Origin of the sequence: Micromonospora saelicesensis, assembly GCF_900091575.1 — a bacterium.
GTDB classification, from domain to species: Bacteria; Actinomycetota; Actinomycetes; order Mycobacteriales; family Micromonosporaceae; genus Micromonospora; species Micromonospora saelicesensis.
The window spans coordinates 711,882-726,546 of record NZ_FMCR01000001.1 but is presented as its reverse complement, the minus strand read 5'-3'; the positions used below and the strand labels follow the sequence as shown (position 1 = coordinate 726,546).

Annotated in this window: 16 protein-coding genes; 7 read left to right on the top strand and 9 right to left on the bottom strand. The window is 72.6% G+C overall.

Annotation, left to right across the window (positions count from 1 at the left end; genetic code table 11):
• Positions 1 to 54 precede the first annotated feature (54 nt).
• The gene (locus GA0070561_RS03460; RefSeq protein WP_091394796.1) at positions 55 to 1,530 is read left to right on the top strand and encodes a leucyl aminopeptidase family protein; all 1,476 of its coding nucleotides are present in this window, start codon (positions 55 to 57) and stop codon (positions 1,528 to 1,530) included.
• A 54-nt stretch (positions 1,531 to 1,584) separates the two neighbouring features.
• Here the strand turns inward: GA0070561_RS03460 and GA0070561_RS03455 are convergent, their stop codons facing one another.
• Entirely contained in the window at positions 1,585 to 2,154 is a 570-nt protein-coding gene (locus GA0070561_RS03455; protein WP_091397298.1) for an O-methyltransferase, read from the bottom strand.
• Between the two features lie 299 nt (positions 2,155 to 2,453).
• Here GA0070561_RS03455 and GA0070561_RS03450 point away from each other — a divergent pair, with 299 nt between their 5' ends.
• The gene (locus GA0070561_RS03450; RefSeq protein ID WP_425255885.1) at positions 2,454 to 3,920 is read left to right on the top strand and encodes a S1C family serine protease; all 1,467 of its coding nucleotides are present in this window, start codon (positions 2,454 to 2,456) and stop codon (positions 3,918 to 3,920) included.
• A 97-nt stretch (positions 3,921 to 4,017) separates the two neighbouring features.
• Entirely contained in the window at positions 4,018 to 4,440 is a 423-nt protein-coding gene (locus GA0070561_RS03445; RefSeq protein ID WP_091394791.1) for a twin-arginine translocase TatA/TatE family subunit, read from the top strand.
• Positions 4,441 to 4,621: 181 nt separating this feature from the next.
• Here GA0070561_RS03445 and GA0070561_RS03440 read toward each other — a convergent pair whose 3' ends face one another.
• The 3 genes from GA0070561_RS03440 to GA0070561_RS03430 form a co-directional block, all read right to left on the bottom strand.
• On the bottom strand, positions 4,622 to 5,770 hold the full coding sequence (locus GA0070561_RS03440; RefSeq protein ID WP_091394788.1) for an Mrp/NBP35 family ATP-binding protein: 1,149 nt from the start codon (positions 5,768 to 5,770) through the stop codon (positions 4,622 to 4,624).
• A 76-nt stretch (positions 5,771 to 5,846) separates the two neighbouring features.
• Positions 5,847 to 6,497 (bottom strand): DUF1003 domain-containing protein, encoded by a 651-nt coding sequence (locus GA0070561_RS03435; RefSeq protein ID WP_091394785.1) that lies wholly within the window; start codon positions 6,495 to 6,497, stop codon positions 5,847 to 5,849.
• Positions 6,490 to 7,776 (bottom strand): magnesium transporter MgtE N-terminal domain-containing protein, encoded by a 1,287-nt coding sequence (locus GA0070561_RS03430; protein WP_091394782.1) that lies wholly within the window; start codon positions 7,774 to 7,776, stop codon positions 6,490 to 6,492. The genes GA0070561_RS03435 and GA0070561_RS03430 overlap by 8 nt, the downstream gene beginning before the upstream one ends.
• A 33-nt stretch (positions 7,777 to 7,809) precedes the next feature.
• Between GA0070561_RS03430 and GA0070561_RS03425 the strand changes: the two genes are divergently transcribed.
• Complete coding sequence (locus GA0070561_RS03425; RefSeq protein WP_091394779.1) at positions 7,810 to 8,679, top strand: PhzF family phenazine biosynthesis protein; 870 nt, start codon at positions 7,810 to 7,812, stop codon at positions 8,677 to 8,679.
• 12 nt (positions 8,680 to 8,691) lie between these two features.
• On the top strand, positions 8,692 to 9,222 hold the full coding sequence (locus GA0070561_RS03420) for a hypothetical protein (RefSeq protein ID WP_091394776.1): 531 nt from the start codon (positions 8,692 to 8,694) through the stop codon (positions 9,220 to 9,222).
• Between the two features lie 8 nt (positions 9,223 to 9,230).
• Here the strand turns inward: GA0070561_RS03420 and GA0070561_RS03415 are convergent, their stop codons facing one another.
• The gene (locus GA0070561_RS03415; protein ID WP_091394774.1) at positions 9,231 to 9,956 is read right to left on the bottom strand and encodes an HAD family hydrolase; all 726 of its coding nucleotides are present in this window, start codon (positions 9,954 to 9,956) and stop codon (positions 9,231 to 9,233) included.
• A 106-nt stretch (positions 9,957 to 10,062) separates the two neighbouring features.
• Between GA0070561_RS03415 and GA0070561_RS03410 the strand changes: the two genes are divergently transcribed.
• Positions 10,063 to 11,019, top strand: coding sequence for a DMT family transporter (locus GA0070561_RS03410; RefSeq protein ID WP_091394772.1), 957 nt, complete (start codon positions 10,063 to 10,065; stop codon positions 11,017 to 11,019).
• 6 nt (positions 11,020 to 11,025) lie between these two features.
• Here the strand turns inward: GA0070561_RS03410 and GA0070561_RS34040 are convergent, their stop codons facing one another.
• The 3 genes from GA0070561_RS34040 to GA0070561_RS03395 all read right to left on the bottom strand — a co-directional run bounded on the left by GA0070561_RS34040 (position 11,026) and on the right by GA0070561_RS03395 (position 12,937).
• The gene (locus tag GA0070561_RS34040; protein ID WP_091394770.1) at positions 11,026 to 11,670 is read right to left on the bottom strand and encodes a hypothetical protein; all 645 of its coding nucleotides are present in this window, start codon (positions 11,668 to 11,670) and stop codon (positions 11,026 to 11,028) included.
• Positions 11,671 to 11,826: 156 nt separating this feature from the next.
• A complete protein-coding gene (locus tag GA0070561_RS03400) occupies positions 11,827 to 12,120 on the bottom strand; it encodes a DUF1330 domain-containing protein (RefSeq protein WP_091394768.1) in 294 nt (97 codons plus the stop codon).
• Positions 12,113 to 12,937 carry an SDR family NAD(P)-dependent oxidoreductase gene (locus GA0070561_RS03395; protein ID WP_091394766.1) on the bottom strand — a complete coding sequence of 275 codons (825 nt, stop codon included), beginning with the start codon at positions 12,935 to 12,937 and terminating at the stop codon, positions 12,113 to 12,115. The genes GA0070561_RS03400 and GA0070561_RS03395 overlap by 8 nt, the downstream gene beginning before the upstream one ends.
• 128 nt (positions 12,938 to 13,065) lie before the next feature.
• Between GA0070561_RS03395 and GA0070561_RS03390 the strand changes: the two genes are divergently transcribed.
• On the top strand, positions 13,066 to 14,022 hold the full coding sequence (locus GA0070561_RS03390) for an HpcH/HpaI aldolase/citrate lyase family protein (protein WP_091394764.1): 957 nt from the start codon (positions 13,066 to 13,068) through the stop codon (positions 14,020 to 14,022).
• 79 nt (positions 14,023 to 14,101) lie between these two features.
• Here GA0070561_RS03390 and GA0070561_RS03385 read toward each other — a convergent pair whose 3' ends face one another.
• Positions 14,102 to 14,659 carry a DUF4190 domain-containing protein gene (locus GA0070561_RS03385; RefSeq protein ID WP_091394761.1) on the bottom strand — a complete coding sequence of 186 codons (558 nt, stop codon included), beginning with the start codon at positions 14,657 to 14,659 and terminating at the stop codon, positions 14,102 to 14,104.
• Positions 14,660 to 14,665: the final 6 nt, after the last annotated feature.

Below are 14,665 nucleotides of genomic sequence, written 5' to 3'. Positions count from 1 at the left end.
GGTCAGGTGGCTTTTCCGCCGGTCCGCGACACTTTCCTGGAGGTTCGGTTCCGCGTGCTCGCCATCCGTCTGATCGCCGAGCCTGACCGGCTCGACGTCCTCGTCCTGCCCGTCCGCTCCGCCGATTCGACGGCGGAAGGTGAGACCTCGGCCGAGCCCGTGTCGACCGCCGTGGCGGGCCCGGACGGCACGGCCGACGAGGCGGTCGCGCTGGCGTCAGCGGCCCGGCTGACGGGCCGAGCCGGCGAGATCCACACTCAGTTGCGCCCCGGGCGTACTCCCGGCCGGCTGCTGCTGCTCGGCATCGGTGACGGCGGCGAGGCGGCTTGGCGGGCGGCCGGCGCGGCCCTGGCCCGCTCAACTTCAGCTGAGACGCATATCACCATCGCGCTGCCGGCCGAGGTGACACCCGCCGCCGTTCGCGGGTTGACCGAGGGGCTGCTGCTCGCCCCGTACCGGTTCCGACTCACCGAGGCTGGCGACCGACCGGCGCTCACCGGCGTCGACCTGCTGCTCGACGACCCGACCGGGTACGAGGACACCGTCGCCACGGCCCGGACCACGGCCGCGATGACCCACCTCGCCCGGGACCTGACCAACACTCCGTCCTCGGTGAAGACCCCGCAGTGGTTCGCCGACCAGGTGGCCTCCGCCGCGGCCGACCTTCCGGACCTGCGGCTGCGGGTCCGTGGCCCGGCCGAGCTGGCCACCGAGGGCTTCGGCGGGATCCTCGCCGTGGGCGGTGGCTCCGCCAGCGGGCCCCGGCTGGTCGAACTGGACTGGCACCCCGCCAACGCGCGCACCCACGTGGTGCTGATCGGCAAGGGCATCACCTTCGACACCGGTGGCATCTCGATCAAGCCGGTGGCGTCGATGAAGCTGATGCGCAAGGACATGGCCGGCGCGGCCGCTGTCGTCGCCGCCACCCTCGGTGCCGCCGCGCTGCGGCTGCCGGTCCGGATCACCACGTTGACCCCGCTGGCCGAGAACATGGTCAGCGGCTCGGCGTTCCGTCCCGGCGACGTGATCCGGCACTACGGCGGTACGACCAGCGAGACGACCAACTCCGACGCCGAGGGTCGGCTGGTCCTCGCCGACGCGCTGGCGTACGCGGTGCAGCAGCTCAAGCCGGACCTGCTGCTCGACCTGGCCACGCTCACCGGCGCGAACTCGGTGGCGCTGGGCAAGCGCACCGCCGCCCTCTACAGCGAGAACGACGAGCTGGCCGCCAGCGTGCTGGCCGCGGCCGAGGCGGCCGGCGAGTCGGCATGGCGGATGCCTCTGCACACCGACTACGTCGAGTACCTCGGCAGCGAGATCGCCGACCTCTACAGCGCACCCACGCAGGGTGCCGGCTCGGTGCTGGCCGCGCTCTACCTGCGCGAGTTCACCGGCGACCTACGTGACCGCTGGCTGCACCTGGACATGTCCGCCCCGTCCTGGGCCGACGGCGACCAGGCCGAGGTCAGCCGTGGCGCCACCGGCTGGGGCGTCCGGTCGCTGCTGCGCTGGCTCGCCGACGTCAACTAGGGCGTGGGTCAGAGCCTCGGCGCGACCGGGGCTCTGACCCGTCCTGGGCTCGAATCAGCACTTCACCGCGGCGAGCAGCCCGTGCCCGACCGGAAGCAGCGCGGGAATCCAGTGCTCCGACTCCCGGACCGCCTTGATCGTTTCGCGAACCGTCACCGTCTCCGCGTCCCGGGCGGCCGGGTCGCCGATCCGTCCGCTGGCCAGCACACCGTTGAGCGCCAGCACGCCCCCTGGGCGCAACAGCCGCAGCGCCGCCTCCACACAGGCATGGAAGCCGGTCGCCTCCGCGTCCACGAAGACCAGGTCGTACGCGCCGTCGGCGAGCCGGGGCAGCACGTCGAGCGCCCGACCGGTGATGATCCGGGTACGCCCGGCCGCGAAACCCGCCTCGGCGAAGATCCGCCGGGCGATCCGCTGGTGCTCCACCTCCACGTCGATGGTGGTGAGCACGCCGTCCACGCGCATGCCGCGCAGCAACCAGACGCCGCTCACCCCGGTGCCGGTGCCGATCTCCACCACCGCACGGGCGTTGCCGGCGGCGGCCAGCAGCCGCAGCGCCGCCCCCGCGCCGGGGGTGACCGCGTCGAGGCCCACCTCCCGGGCCAGGCTGCGGGCGGTACGCAGAACGAGATCCTCGGTGACGTACGACTCGGCGAAATGCTGGGCCTGTGTCGTCGAACTGCCGGAACCGGCGACCGTGGCGATGGGGCACCTCCGGGGGCGGTGCGTTGTGCGGGGGCGGGTTGGCACTGTGAGCGTAGAGGCGACCGTCGTGGGGCGCAGCCGCGCCTCCGCCGGAAGCGATCACCGGGGCAACCGCTGACTGCACCGCGTCCATCCGTGCAATCCTGGAGGCGGTATCCCGTCAGCCGCGACCAGACCGGCCCGTGGCCGGGCGACGCGGCGCGGGATCCGGGGACGGACTGGGAGGCACCGACGTGACCGACGGCTGGGACTGGCGCCGGGGCGGTGAGACTCCGGCTCCGGCGCGACCGCCCGGGGCAGGAGCCCCGCCGGTGGGGCCGCCGACCATGCCGGGGGCTGACCGCACGCCCCTCGCCTCGCCAGGCAGCGGACCGACACCGGGTTGGCCAGCGTCTTCCGGCGGATCGACACCGGGTTGGCCGGCGTCTCCCGTCGGGCCGGCGTCTTACGGTGCGCCGGCTGCGGGCGGGCCCAACTCGGCCGACGCGTCGGCCTGGTGGTCGGACGCGCTCGCCGACCCCTGGCGCGACCCGGCGGCCCCGACCGCGGTGGTGGTGCCCGGGGTGGTGGCCCCCGGCGCCGAGCCCGAGCCGGTCACCGACCCCGACGCGCCGGGCCGGCCGACACTGCGCCACCTGTTGCTCATTCCCGTGATCACCGCGCTGCTGGCCGGCACCCTCGGCGGTGCGTTGGGCTACGCGTTCGCGGTGCGCGGCGGCGCTGGTGCGGCGGTCCTCGGCGGTGCGCCCGCGGAGGTGCCGGCGCTGGCGCAGCGCAAACCGGAGTCGCTGGCCGGGGTCGCCGAACGGGTCCTGCCCAGCGTGGTCACCGTCCGGGTGAGCAGCCTCGGCGGGACCAGTGAGGGCTCCGGCTTCGTCGCCACCGCCGACGGCCATGTGATCACCAATGACCATGTGGTGGCCGGCGGCACCGGCAAGGCCTCGGTGGTCTTCAACGACGGCAGCACCGCGCCGGCGACCATCGTCGGTCAGGACGCGGAGTCGGACATCGCGGTGATCAAGGTGAGTCGTCCCGGGTTGCGGCCGGTGGAGTTCGGCGACTCCGACGCGCTGGCGGTCGGCGACCCCGTGCTCGCCATCGGCTCGCCGTTGTCGCTGGCCAACACGGTCACCGCCGGCATCGTGAGTGCGCTGGACCGGACGATGCAGGCCGGCGAACCGGGCGGCCCGGTGCGTTACTACGCCGCCATCCAGACCGACGCCGCGGTCAACCACGGCAACTCGGGCGGCCCACTTGTCGACGGCGCCGGCCGGGTGGTCGGAGTGAACTCCACCATCAAGTCACTTGTCGCCGAGGGGCAGGAGGCGGGCAACATCGGGCTCGCCTTCGCCATCCCGATCAACCAGGCCAAGCGGGTGACCCAGGACATCATCGGCACCGGCAAGGCCCGGCGTACGGTGATCGGCGCCCGGGCGGACGGCCCGACCGGGGTCGTCGGGGGTGGCCTGCGGCTGGCCGAGGTGGAGCCGTCCGGCCCCGCGGACGGCGCCGGACTGAAGGTCGGCGACGTGATCCTCAAGATCAACGGGCGGCCGATGACCGAGCCGACGGATCTGACCGCGTTGGTCCGTAAGTACGCGCCGGGCTCGGTCGTGACCGTCGAGTATCGGCGGGGCTCCACCCGGCAGAACACCTCGGTAACTCTCGCCGCGGACGCGAAGTGACTCACCGCGGAAGCGAAGTGAACAGCGGCGCACCCCTTGCCCGAAAGCCGTCCGCCGTGCGTAGTCTTGCTGCTGACGCCGAGAGGAGGCCCGCGGGATGCTCGACAACCTGAACTGGTGGGAGATCGGTGCGCTGCTGCTCCTGGCGCTGCTGATCTTCGGCGACCGGCTCCCCGCCGTGATCACCGACGGCCTGCGGTTGGTGCGCAACCTGCGCAACATGGCCCGCAACGCCACCGGCGACCTGAGCCGTGAGCTGGGCACCGACATCCAGCTGGAAGACCTGCACCCCAAGGCGTTCATCCGCAAGCACCTCCTCAGCGAGGAGGACGAGGCGGCGATCCGCAAGCCGTTGCAGGGCGTCTACGACAACCTGCGCGCGGACGTCAGCGGCGTGCACAACGACCTGAAGGACGTGGCCAACGCCGCCGACCTGCGGTCGAACGAGGCCCGGTCCGGCACGGCCACCAGCAGCCCCTCGGCTCCGGCCCCCCGCGCCAGCTACGACGACGCCACCTGACCGACCCGTACCCCGACCGACTGCTGCCCGCGACCGGCGAGTCCCGCCTGCCCGGACTCGGCCGCCTGCCTGCCCCCGCCGGTCGCCGGCCGACGCCGCGGCGGCCTGGCTGGACCACCCGTGGATGCGACTCAGCCCGCCGGCCAACAGTGGCCGACGGGCTGGACGGTGTACCGGGTGGTCAGCGCCCAGCGGGCTTGAGACCGAGTGGCTTGCCGAGCAGTGACTCGCGGCGCAGGGCGAGCCGGTCGGCGATCGTGCCGAGCGCCTGAGCGGCCGGGGACTCCGGCTCGGCCAGCACGATCGGGTTGCCGGCGTCGCCGGCCTCGCGGACCCGGGTGTCCAGTGGGATCTGACCGAGCAGCGGCACCTGGGCGCCGATGGTCCGGCTCAGCGACTCGGCCACCGCCTCACCACCGCCAGCGCCGAAGATCTCCATCCGGGAGCCGTCCGGCAGCTCCAGCCAGGACATGTTCTCGATGACGCCGACCACCCGCTGGTGGGTCTGCAGGGCGATCGCCCCGGCCCGCTCCGCCACCTCGGCGGCGGCGGTCTGCGGGGTGGTGACGATCAGGATCTCCGAGTTGGGCAGCAACTGGGCCAGCGAGATGGCCACGTCACCAGTGCCCGGCGGCAGGTCGAGCAGGAGCACGTCCAGGTCGCCCCAGTAGACGTCGGCCAGGAACTGCTGCAGTGCCCGGTGCAGCATCGGGCCGCGCCACACGACGGCGGCGTTGCCGGACGTGAACATGCCGATGGAGATCACCTTCACGCCGTGCGACTGCGGCGGCATGATCATGTCTTCGACCCGGGTGGGCCGGGCCTCCGTGCCGAGCATCCGGGGCACCGAGTGGCCGTAGATGTCCGCGTCGACCACGCCGACGGACAGCCCACGGGCGGCGAGCGCCGCCGCCAGGTTGACAGTGACGCTGGACTTGCCGACGCCACCCTTGCCGCTGGCCACCGCGTACACGCGGGTGCGCGAGCCGGGCTGGGCGAACGGGATGACGGGCTCCTCGGTGGCGCCGCCGCCGCGCAGCTGCGACTGCAACCCCTGCCGTTGCTCGGGGGTCATCACCCCGAAGTCGATCTCCACGCCGGTGACGCCGGGGACCGCGGCGACGGCGGCGGTGATGTCGTTACGCAGCTTGTCCTTCAGCGGGCAGCCGGCGACGGTGAGCAGCAGCTCGACGCGGACGACGCCGCTGGCACCGATCGTGGCGGAGCGGACCATGCCCAGCTCGGTGATGGGCCGGCGGATCTCCGGGTCGTTGACGGTGGCCAGGGCGGCCTGGATCGCGTCCTCGACGGTGCTCACGGGTGCTGACATGCCCGCAATGCTACGTCGCGGGGCATCCGTTGCCGCCGCTGCCCGGGGCGGTGTGAGCCAATCGATGACGCGTCGGTCAGCTCTCTGACCGGCGCGGGCCGGTGCCGTCCGGCCGGGCGTCCCGGGTGAAGTCGCCGTCCAGGTCGTCGCGAGGTTCTTCCAGGCCGACGCCGTCGGTCGGCCGCTGGCCACGTCGCTCCTGCCGGCTGTCCTTCTCCTGCTGGCGGCGCTCCAGCCTCTGCCGGCGCTGCCCCATCTCGTCCAGCTCCTCGGCAAGCCGGGCCAGCTCGGAGCGGAGGAAGTCGCGGGTGGCGACCTCACCCAGCGCGATCCGCAGGGCTGCGATCTCCCGGGCCAGGTACTCGGTGTCCGCCTTCTGCGCGGTGGCTCGCCGCCGGTCCTCCTCCAGGGCCACCCGGTCCCGGTCGGCCTGCCGGTTCTGGGCCAGCAGGATCAGCGGCGCCGCGTAGCTGGCCTGCAATGAGAGCACCAGGGTCAGGAACGTGAAGGTGTACGGGTCGAAGCGCAGATCCGCCGGGGCCAGGGTGTTCCAGACGAACCAGATCGTGATCACCACCGTCATGACGACGATGAAGTTCGCGGTGCCCATGCCCCGGGCGATGCCCTCGGACCACCGGCCGAACGCCTCCGCGTCGAACCGGGGCAGCTTGATGCCCCGGGGCTCGCGCGGCTGATCGAGCCGTTCGTTCCGCCGCTGCTCAGCCATCCGCGCCGTCCAGCGCCGCGTCGGTGGTGCCCGGGGCGGCCAGGGCGTCGCGGTCCCGCCAGTCCCGGGGTAGCGAGTGGTCCAGCACGTCGTCCACGGTCACGGCGCCGACCAGCCGGTTGCTCCGGTCGATCACCGGCATGGCGACCAGGTCGTAGGTGGCCATCCGACGGGTGATCTCCGGCAACGGGGTGGTGGGGCGCAGCGGGTCGATGTCGTTGACCACCACCTTGCCCAGCAGGTCGGCCGGCGGTTCACGCAGCAGCGCCTGGAAGTGCACCATGCCCAGGTAGCGGCCGGTCGGCGTGTTCTGCGGTGCCCGGGTCACGAAGACCTGCGCGGCGACGGCGGGGGAGAGCTGTGGCTCCCGGATCCGGGCCAGCGCCTCGGCGACCGTGGCGTCCGGCGGCAGGATGACCGGCTCCGAGGTCATCACACTGCCCGCCGTGCCGGGGGTGTACTTCAGCAGTTGGCGTACCGGGTCGGCCTCGTCCGGCTCCATCAGGTCCAGCAGCACGTCCTGCTCGGGTGGGGGCAGTTCGTTGAGCAGGTCCGCGGCGTCGTCCGGGTCCATCTCCTCCAGGACGTCGGCGGCCCGTTCCCGGTCGAGGGCGGCGAGGATCTCCACCTGGTCGTGCTCCGGCAGCTCGCTGAGCACGTCGGCCAGGCGCTCGTCGTCCAGCGCGGCCGCGACCTCGTTGCGCCGCGCGTCGGGCAGATCCTGCAACGCGTTGGCCAGGTCGGCGGGGCGCATGTCCTCCAGGACGGCGAGCAGGTTCGCCGTACCCCGGTTGTCGGCGATGCCGCTGAGCCCGCGCACCCGGTCCCACTCGACCTGGTGCAGGTGGCCGCGGCGGCTGAGCCGGCCGGTCTGCTCGCGTACGGCGACACGGGTCAGCGACCACTCGCCACCCCGCGAGCACTCCATCGCGACGTCCACGACCGCGCCAGGCTGGCCGCCCGGGTCGAGTTGCACCCGCCGGTCGAGCAGTTCCTGGAGCACCAGCAGCTCGTTCGGGCGCTTCTCGAACCGGCGCAGGTTGAGGGTGCCGGAGCCGAGCACGACGGCGTCCGCGTCGATGGAGGTGATCCGGTTGATGGACAGGAAGATCCGGCGACGCATCGGCATCTCGGCGACGAGGCCCACCACCTCCGGCGGACGCTTCGTCGCCCGCAGCCGTGCCACGGCGTCACGAACCCGTCCCACCTGATCGCCGTTCGGGTCGAAGACGGCGACTCCGGCGAGACGGGCGATGTAGACCCGGGTCGGCGTACTCACGGGCACCAGCCTAAGCGCCTAGTGTTTATCAACATGTCGACCTTGGCCTACGAGATCGTGGACGTCTTCACCGATCGCCCCTTCGCCGGCAACCCGCTGGCGGTGGTGTTCGGCGCGGAGGCGCTGGCCACCGAGCAGATGCAGGCGCTCGCGTTGGAGTTCAACCTGTCCGAGACGGTGTTCGTGCTGCCGCCGACCCAGGTCGGCGTCACCTACCGGGCCAGGATCTTCACTCCGGTGGAGGAGTTGCCGTTCGCCGGGCATCCCAGCGTCGGCGCGGCGGTCACCGCCTGCCGGCGGGGCATGTTCGGTGTGGGGCAGGTCACCCAGGAGTGCCGGGCCGGTGTGCTGCCGATCGAGGTGACCGCGTCCGGGGCGACGCTGACCGGTGGCACCCCGACCCTCGGGCCGGAGCTGGACCCGGAGCCGTTGCTGGAGATTGCCGGGCTGGTCGCCGAGGACCACATCGGGCCCGCCCCACGGGTCGCCGGCTGCGGGCTGGAGTTCCCGTACCTGCCGGTGCGTCCGGAGTCGGTGGCCCGCGCCCGGGTGGACCCGGCGGCGGCGCAGCGGTACGGGGTGTCGCACGTCAGCGTCTTCTCCTGGGACGCCGCCGCGCAAACCGCGCACGCCCGGGTCTTCGTGCCGGGGATGGGTGTCCCTGAGGACCCGGCCACCGGCTCGGCGGCCCTCGGCCTCGGTGTCTGGCTGGTGGCGAGCGGTCTGCTGCCCGGCGAGGGGCGGTCGGAGTACGCGGTACGTCAGGGCGTGGAGATGAACCGTCCGTCCGCGTTGGCCTGCACTGTCACCGCGGCGAACGGGGTGGCGGTCGGCGCGACGGTCGCCGGTCAGGTGGTGCCGGTGGCCCGTGGCGAGATCGCCGTGCCGCCGTTCGTGGGCTGAGCGGAGGCACGGATGCGGGAGGATGCGGGTGTGACGGACGAGGACGCCCCCGGGGGCACCCCACTGGTCGACGAGGCGATGAAGAAGGCCGCCGTGGCCTGGGTCAGCGTTGCCGGCGGGCCGGCGCTCGCGCTCTGGTGCGCCCCGCTGGAGGGCGCGCTGCTGGTGGTCAGCGGGCCGGGCGAGCAGGCCGCACCGGGTCTGGCCGACGCGACCGAGGCCCAGGTCACCCTGCGCGGCGACCACGGCGGTCGGATCGTCACCTGGCCGGCCCGGGTGAGCCGGTTGCAGCCGGGCACCGAGGCGTGGGACGTCACCGCGCCACTGGTGGCGGCGAAGCGCCTCAACGCGCCGGGTCCGACCGCTGACCTGGTGGCCCGATGGGCCGCTGACGGATGCGCGGTGAACCGTCTCGCCCCGGCCGGTACGCCGCTGGCCGGAGCGGAGTTGCCGGCCGACGCGCAGGCCGAGCCACCCCGGGCGACTCCGGCGGTCCGGGCCACCCGTAAGCCGTTCCGCCTGCACCGGGTCCGCCGCCGCTGATCGGTTGATCAGCCCGTCCGACCGCCGACGCCCGCCACCGCGGCGTCGACGTCGGCGTCGACGAGGGCGAGCACCTCGCCCAGGGTGCCGAGCGTGGGGCCGCGCCAGTCCCGGTCGGCGTTGAAGACCATGTGCGTGGCCAGATCCGGTGCGGCGAGCCGGACGGCGGTCATCCCGGCCCGCTCGGCGCCGGTCAACTCCTGACTGCCGCCGTCACCGACGTAGAGGCAGTCGCCCGGCGCGAGCCCGAGCCGCTGGCAGGCCGTCAGGTAGAGCGTCGGATCCGGTTTGCACCGCCCGACCTGCACCGAGAAGACCCGTACGTCGAGCAGGGGGGCGATCGCGAGCTGCGGCAGGAAGGCCGGCAGTTCGTGCGTACAGTCGCTGATCACGCCGGTGCGCAGGCCGCGCTGGCGCAGAGCCGCCAGGACCGGCACCGCGTCGGCCCGCAGCCAGGTGTCGGCGCGGACCGCCCGGTGCCGGGACGCCACCGCTGCCCGTACCGCGTGGTCGCTGGGGTGTACGCCGGCCTGGGCGCACACCCAGCGCAGGGTCGCCTCCGCGTCGCCGAGCCGGCCGCTGGCCCGTTCGTAGTAGGTGCGGTTCAGCACCTCGGTCAAGATCTCGGTGGGACACCCGAGCAGCTCGGCGGTGCCGACGTGCGCGACACCGCGTTGTACCGAACGGGTCAGGGTGCCGAAGAAGTCGAACAGCACCGCCTGGTAGCTGGGCATGGGGGAGCGCCTCCGGGCGGTCGAGGGTCGCCGGCGCGAACCCGCGTGATCGTAACGGAGTGATGACCGTCCGTGCTGACCATCACACGTGTGAGGATTACGTCCCGTGCCCCCACCTTCGCCCCGGCCGTCAGTGGATCCGCTGACCACCGGCGCGGTCGGGCTGGCCGTGGTCGCCGTGTCGTCGTCCGCGCCGCTGATCGCGTACGCAGCCGCCCCCGCCCTGGCCATCGCGTTCTGGCGCAACCTGCTCGCGGTGGCCGTACTGAGCCCTTTCGCGCTGGCCCGACGCCGCGCCGAGTTCCGCAGGCTGACAGTGGGCGCGGGCCGGCGGGAGGGCCTGTTCTGCGTTCTGTCCGGGGTCGCCCTGGCCGGGCACTTCGCGACCTGGGTGCCGAGCGCCCAGCTCACCTCGGTCGCCACGTCCACCGCCTTGGTCGCCACCCAGCCGGTCTGGCAGGGGCTGATCGCCCGCGCCCAGGGGCGTCCGCTGCCCCGGGTGGTGTGGATCGGCATCGCGGTGGCGGTCGGCGGCGCGGCGGTCGCCACCGGAGTGGACGTGGGCGTTTCCGGCCGGGCCGTCCTCGGCGACGTGCTGGCGCTGATCGGCGCCATGTTCGCCGCCGTCTACACCGCCTTCGGGGAACGGGCCCGGGTCAGCATCAGCACCACCACCTACACCACCATCTGCTACGGGATCTGCGCGCTGATCCTGCTGGCCCTGTGCCTGGTCGGAGGCGTACGGCTGACCGGCTTCGACGGTCGTACCTGGCTGGCCATCCTGGCCCTGGTGGCCGGCGCCCAACTGCTCGGGCACTCGATGTTCAACTACGCCCTGCGGAAGATCCCGGCGACCACGGTGAGCGTGCTGATCCTGCTGGAGGCGCCCGGTGCGGCACTGCTCGGCTGGGCCTGGCTGGGCCAGCTGCCCCGCCCGTACGCGCTGCTCGGCATGGCGTTGCTGCTGACCGGCGTGGCGGTGGTGGTGCTCGGCGGCGGTCGGGCCGCTCGCCGGGCGGCACCCAACGCACTGCCGACCGACCCGACCCCGCTGGCCGACTGACTGCCGTTACAGGTACGCGGCGAAGTGATCCGCGACCAGGTCGGTCAGCTGATCACCGTCGAGGCTGCCGTCCACCTGAACCACCCGGACGCCCAGCCGCTCAGACTGCGCCACTGAGTCCGCCGCTACCAGTTCGTCCCTCGCCCACCTGTTACGGAGGGCCCGCTCGGGGTCGCTGACCCTCGCTACGACGACGCTGGCACGCGGCAGCCGGGCGATCTGCTGGGCGCGGAACTCGGCAGTGGGCACCAGCACCACCATCTGCCGTACCGATTCGACGATTGGCGCCACCAACTCAGGTCGCAGCCCCCAGCCTTCGGCCACCACCCGGCGGCCGGGTACCAGTGCGCTCAGGTCGTCGAGCACCCACGCGAAGCGGCGGGGAAAACCTGCCAGTGTCTCGGCAGCCATTCGGGTTGGCGCGGTGCGGACCCAGGTCGTTTCCGGATCTGGGCCGGCCGGAGGTTCGCCGCGCCGGATCCGGTCGGCGATGCGCCGGTCGTCGTGCCCCCGGGCGTCGTGCCGGTCGTAGAGGTACGCAGTCAGGCCGAACCGCAGGGCCAGGTTGACGGCGACGGTCGACTTGCCAGCCCATTGCCCGCCGCCGATCCAGAGGGCTCGGCGCGCGGTGGCTGTCCCATCGAAATCCATGCCTCGATGGTGGTTGTCGAGCGCTTCAAGATCAAGTCCTGTTCTCGCCCGCCAACCCGTGATGAAGTGAGGGAAGACGCAGGTCTGCCGGAAGATCCGTGGCTCCCCCCGGTGAAGGTCCGATTCCGGCACCAGGGCGACCATTGCCGCCGAAGGTCAGGCCTCGTGCACCTCGATGACCCGGGTCGTCGGCGCGGCTTCACCGAGGGCGGTACGCAGCGCCGCCCGCTCCGGGTCGGCGAGGAACGACTCGTAGCCGGCCCGCCCGTCGAACCGGATCACGTGCACCTCGGCCTGCCCGTCGGTGCCGCGCAGTCGCCGCTCCAGCCGGCCGCCGTGCCGTTCGAGCAGGGCCAGCACGGCGTCCTCGTAGCGCTGCCCGGCGGCCTCGGCCCCGACGGCGAACTCGACGATCGCGACGAGTGTCAGCACACCGGCCCGGTCAGTCATCGAGACCGACGGCCTTGGCGCTCGCCGCCCACAGCCGGGCGGCGAGCTGCGGATCGGCCGCCTTCCGGAGCGGTCGACGCGGCCGGCGGTCGATGTAGTAACCCCCGTTGATCAGCCGGGAGCGCTCCTGGCTGGCCAACCACACCAGGGTCTCGGCGCCCTTCTCCGGGCTGCGGAACGGCATGAACCGCATGCCGAACGCGACCAGCCTGCTGTCGTTGGCGAACCGGGTGCGGACCACCCCGGGGTGGAAGCTGTACGCGGCAACGCCCGGCCAGCGCCGGGCGGCCTCGGCGGTGAACAGGACGTTCGCCTGCTTGCTGGTGCCGTACGCCCCCATCGGCCGGTAGTCACGCAGTGGCTTGTTCAGGTCGTCCGGGTCCAGTGCGCCGAAGCGGTGCGCACCGGAGGCGGTCACCACGACCCGGCCCACCCGGTCGGCGAGCAGGTTGGTCAGCAGGAACGGGGCCAGGTGGTTGGCCTGGATCGACATCTCGAACCCGTCGACAGTGCTCAGTGGTTGCAGCGCGATCGCGCCGGCGTTGTTGGCGAGCACGTCGATCCGGTCGTACGCGGACCGGAGCTGCTCGGCCAGTCGGCGTACGTCGTCGAGGATCGCGAAGTCGGCGCGGAACAGTTCCGGACGTTCACCGGAGTTCTCCCGTACCCGAACGGCTGCGGCCTGCAGGCGGGCCGGGTCCCGCCCGACCAGCACCACCTGGTCGCCCCGGCAGGCCAGGTCCACGGCGGCGGCCAGCCCGATGCCGGAGCTGGCCCCGGTCACCACCACCAGTCGGCGTCCAGTGAGATCTTCCACAGGTCCATTCACCCCGGTCATGGCGCGAGGTTACCGTGGCGTCACAACGCCCTTTGGGATCGTTAAGGTCCCGGATCTGTCGTCAGGTGGCGTCGGCATGCCCGCCGGACGCTGGAAGGAGCGCATCCATGGCCGCAGTCGGTCGCCCCCGCAGGTCCTGCCTCGCCGTGCCGGGTTCCAGCGTGAAGATGCTCGGCAAGGCCCAGGGCCTCCCGGCCGACCAGGTCTTCCTCGACCTGGAGGACGCCGTCGCCCCGCTGGCCAAGCCGGACGCGCGCAAGAACATCGTGGCCGCCCTCAACGAGGGTGACTGGGCCGGCAAGACCCGGGTGGTCCGGGTCAACGACCTGACCACCCCGTGGACCTACCGGGACGTCATCGAGGTCGTCGAGGGCGCCGGCGCCAACCTGGACTGCATCATGCTGCCGAAGGTGCAGACCGCCGCCCAGGTGCAGTGGCTGGACCTGACGCTCACCCAGATCGAGAAGACGATCGGCCTGGAGGTCGGTCGGATCGGCATCGAGGCGCAGATCGAGAACGCCGCCGGTCTGGTCAACGTGGACGCGATCGCCGCCGCCTCACCGCGCGTGGAGACCATCATCTTCGGCCCTGCCGACTTCATGGCGTCGATCAACATGAAGTCGATGGTGGTCGGCGGCCTGATCCCGGACTATCCGGGCGACCCGTACCACTACATCCTGATGCGGATCCTGATGGCCGCGCGGATGCACGACAAGCAGGCCATCGACGGCCCGTTCCTGCAGATCCGCGACGTCGACGCGTTCCGCGAGGTGGCCAAGCGCTCGGCCGCGCTGGGCTTCGACGGCAAGTGGGTGCTGCACCCGGGCCAGATCGACGCCGCCAACGAGGTCTACCAGCCGGCCCAGGCCGACTACGACCACGCCGAGCTGATCCTCGACGCGTACGAGCACTACACCTCGGAGGCCGGCGGCCGGCTCGGCGCCGTGATGCTCGGTGACGAGATGATCGACGAAGCGTCCCGCAAGATGGCGCTGGTGGTCGCGGCCAAGGGCCGGGCCGCCGGGATGAGCCGTACCTCGTCGTTCACCCCACCGGCGCAGTGACCGGCCGGGCCGGGACGACCGCCGCCGGCTGTCGGTCCGGCCCGACAATCGGCGGTACGCCGGCCCGCCCGCGGGCCGGTCAGTAGCTACTGCTGCTGCTGTTGTCGCTCGTCGCGATCGCGTAGATGATCGCGGCGGCGTAGATGGCGATCACCAGCACCAGGAACCCGGTGAGAATCCAGCCGACGATGATGGCGGCCTTCGCCATCCCCGCCCCGCCCTCGCCGCTGAGCCGGATCTGCTTCTGCGCCACGTGGCCGAGGATCGCGCCGATCGGCGCGGTGATGCAGGACGTGAAACCGATCAGGGCCAGCACGAACGCCGCGATGGCCATCCCGTTGGTCTTCGGGGGCTGCGGGTAGCCGTAGCCGGGGTACTGCGGTGGGTAACCGGGCGGGGCGTATCCGGGCATCGGCTGGGCCGCTGACTGCTTCGCGCCGGCGTACGGGTCGACCGGGGCGTACGGGTCCGGGGCGTACGGATCCGGGGCGTACGGGGCCGGGGCGTACGGGTCGACCGGGCCGGGTTGCGCGGGCACCGGCTGACCGGCCACCAGGGTCGGGTCCGGTGCGGGGCTCGACGGCTGGGCCGACCACGTGGGATCGCTCCAGTTGCCGGGCGGCGGGGGATTGGTCATGCGAAC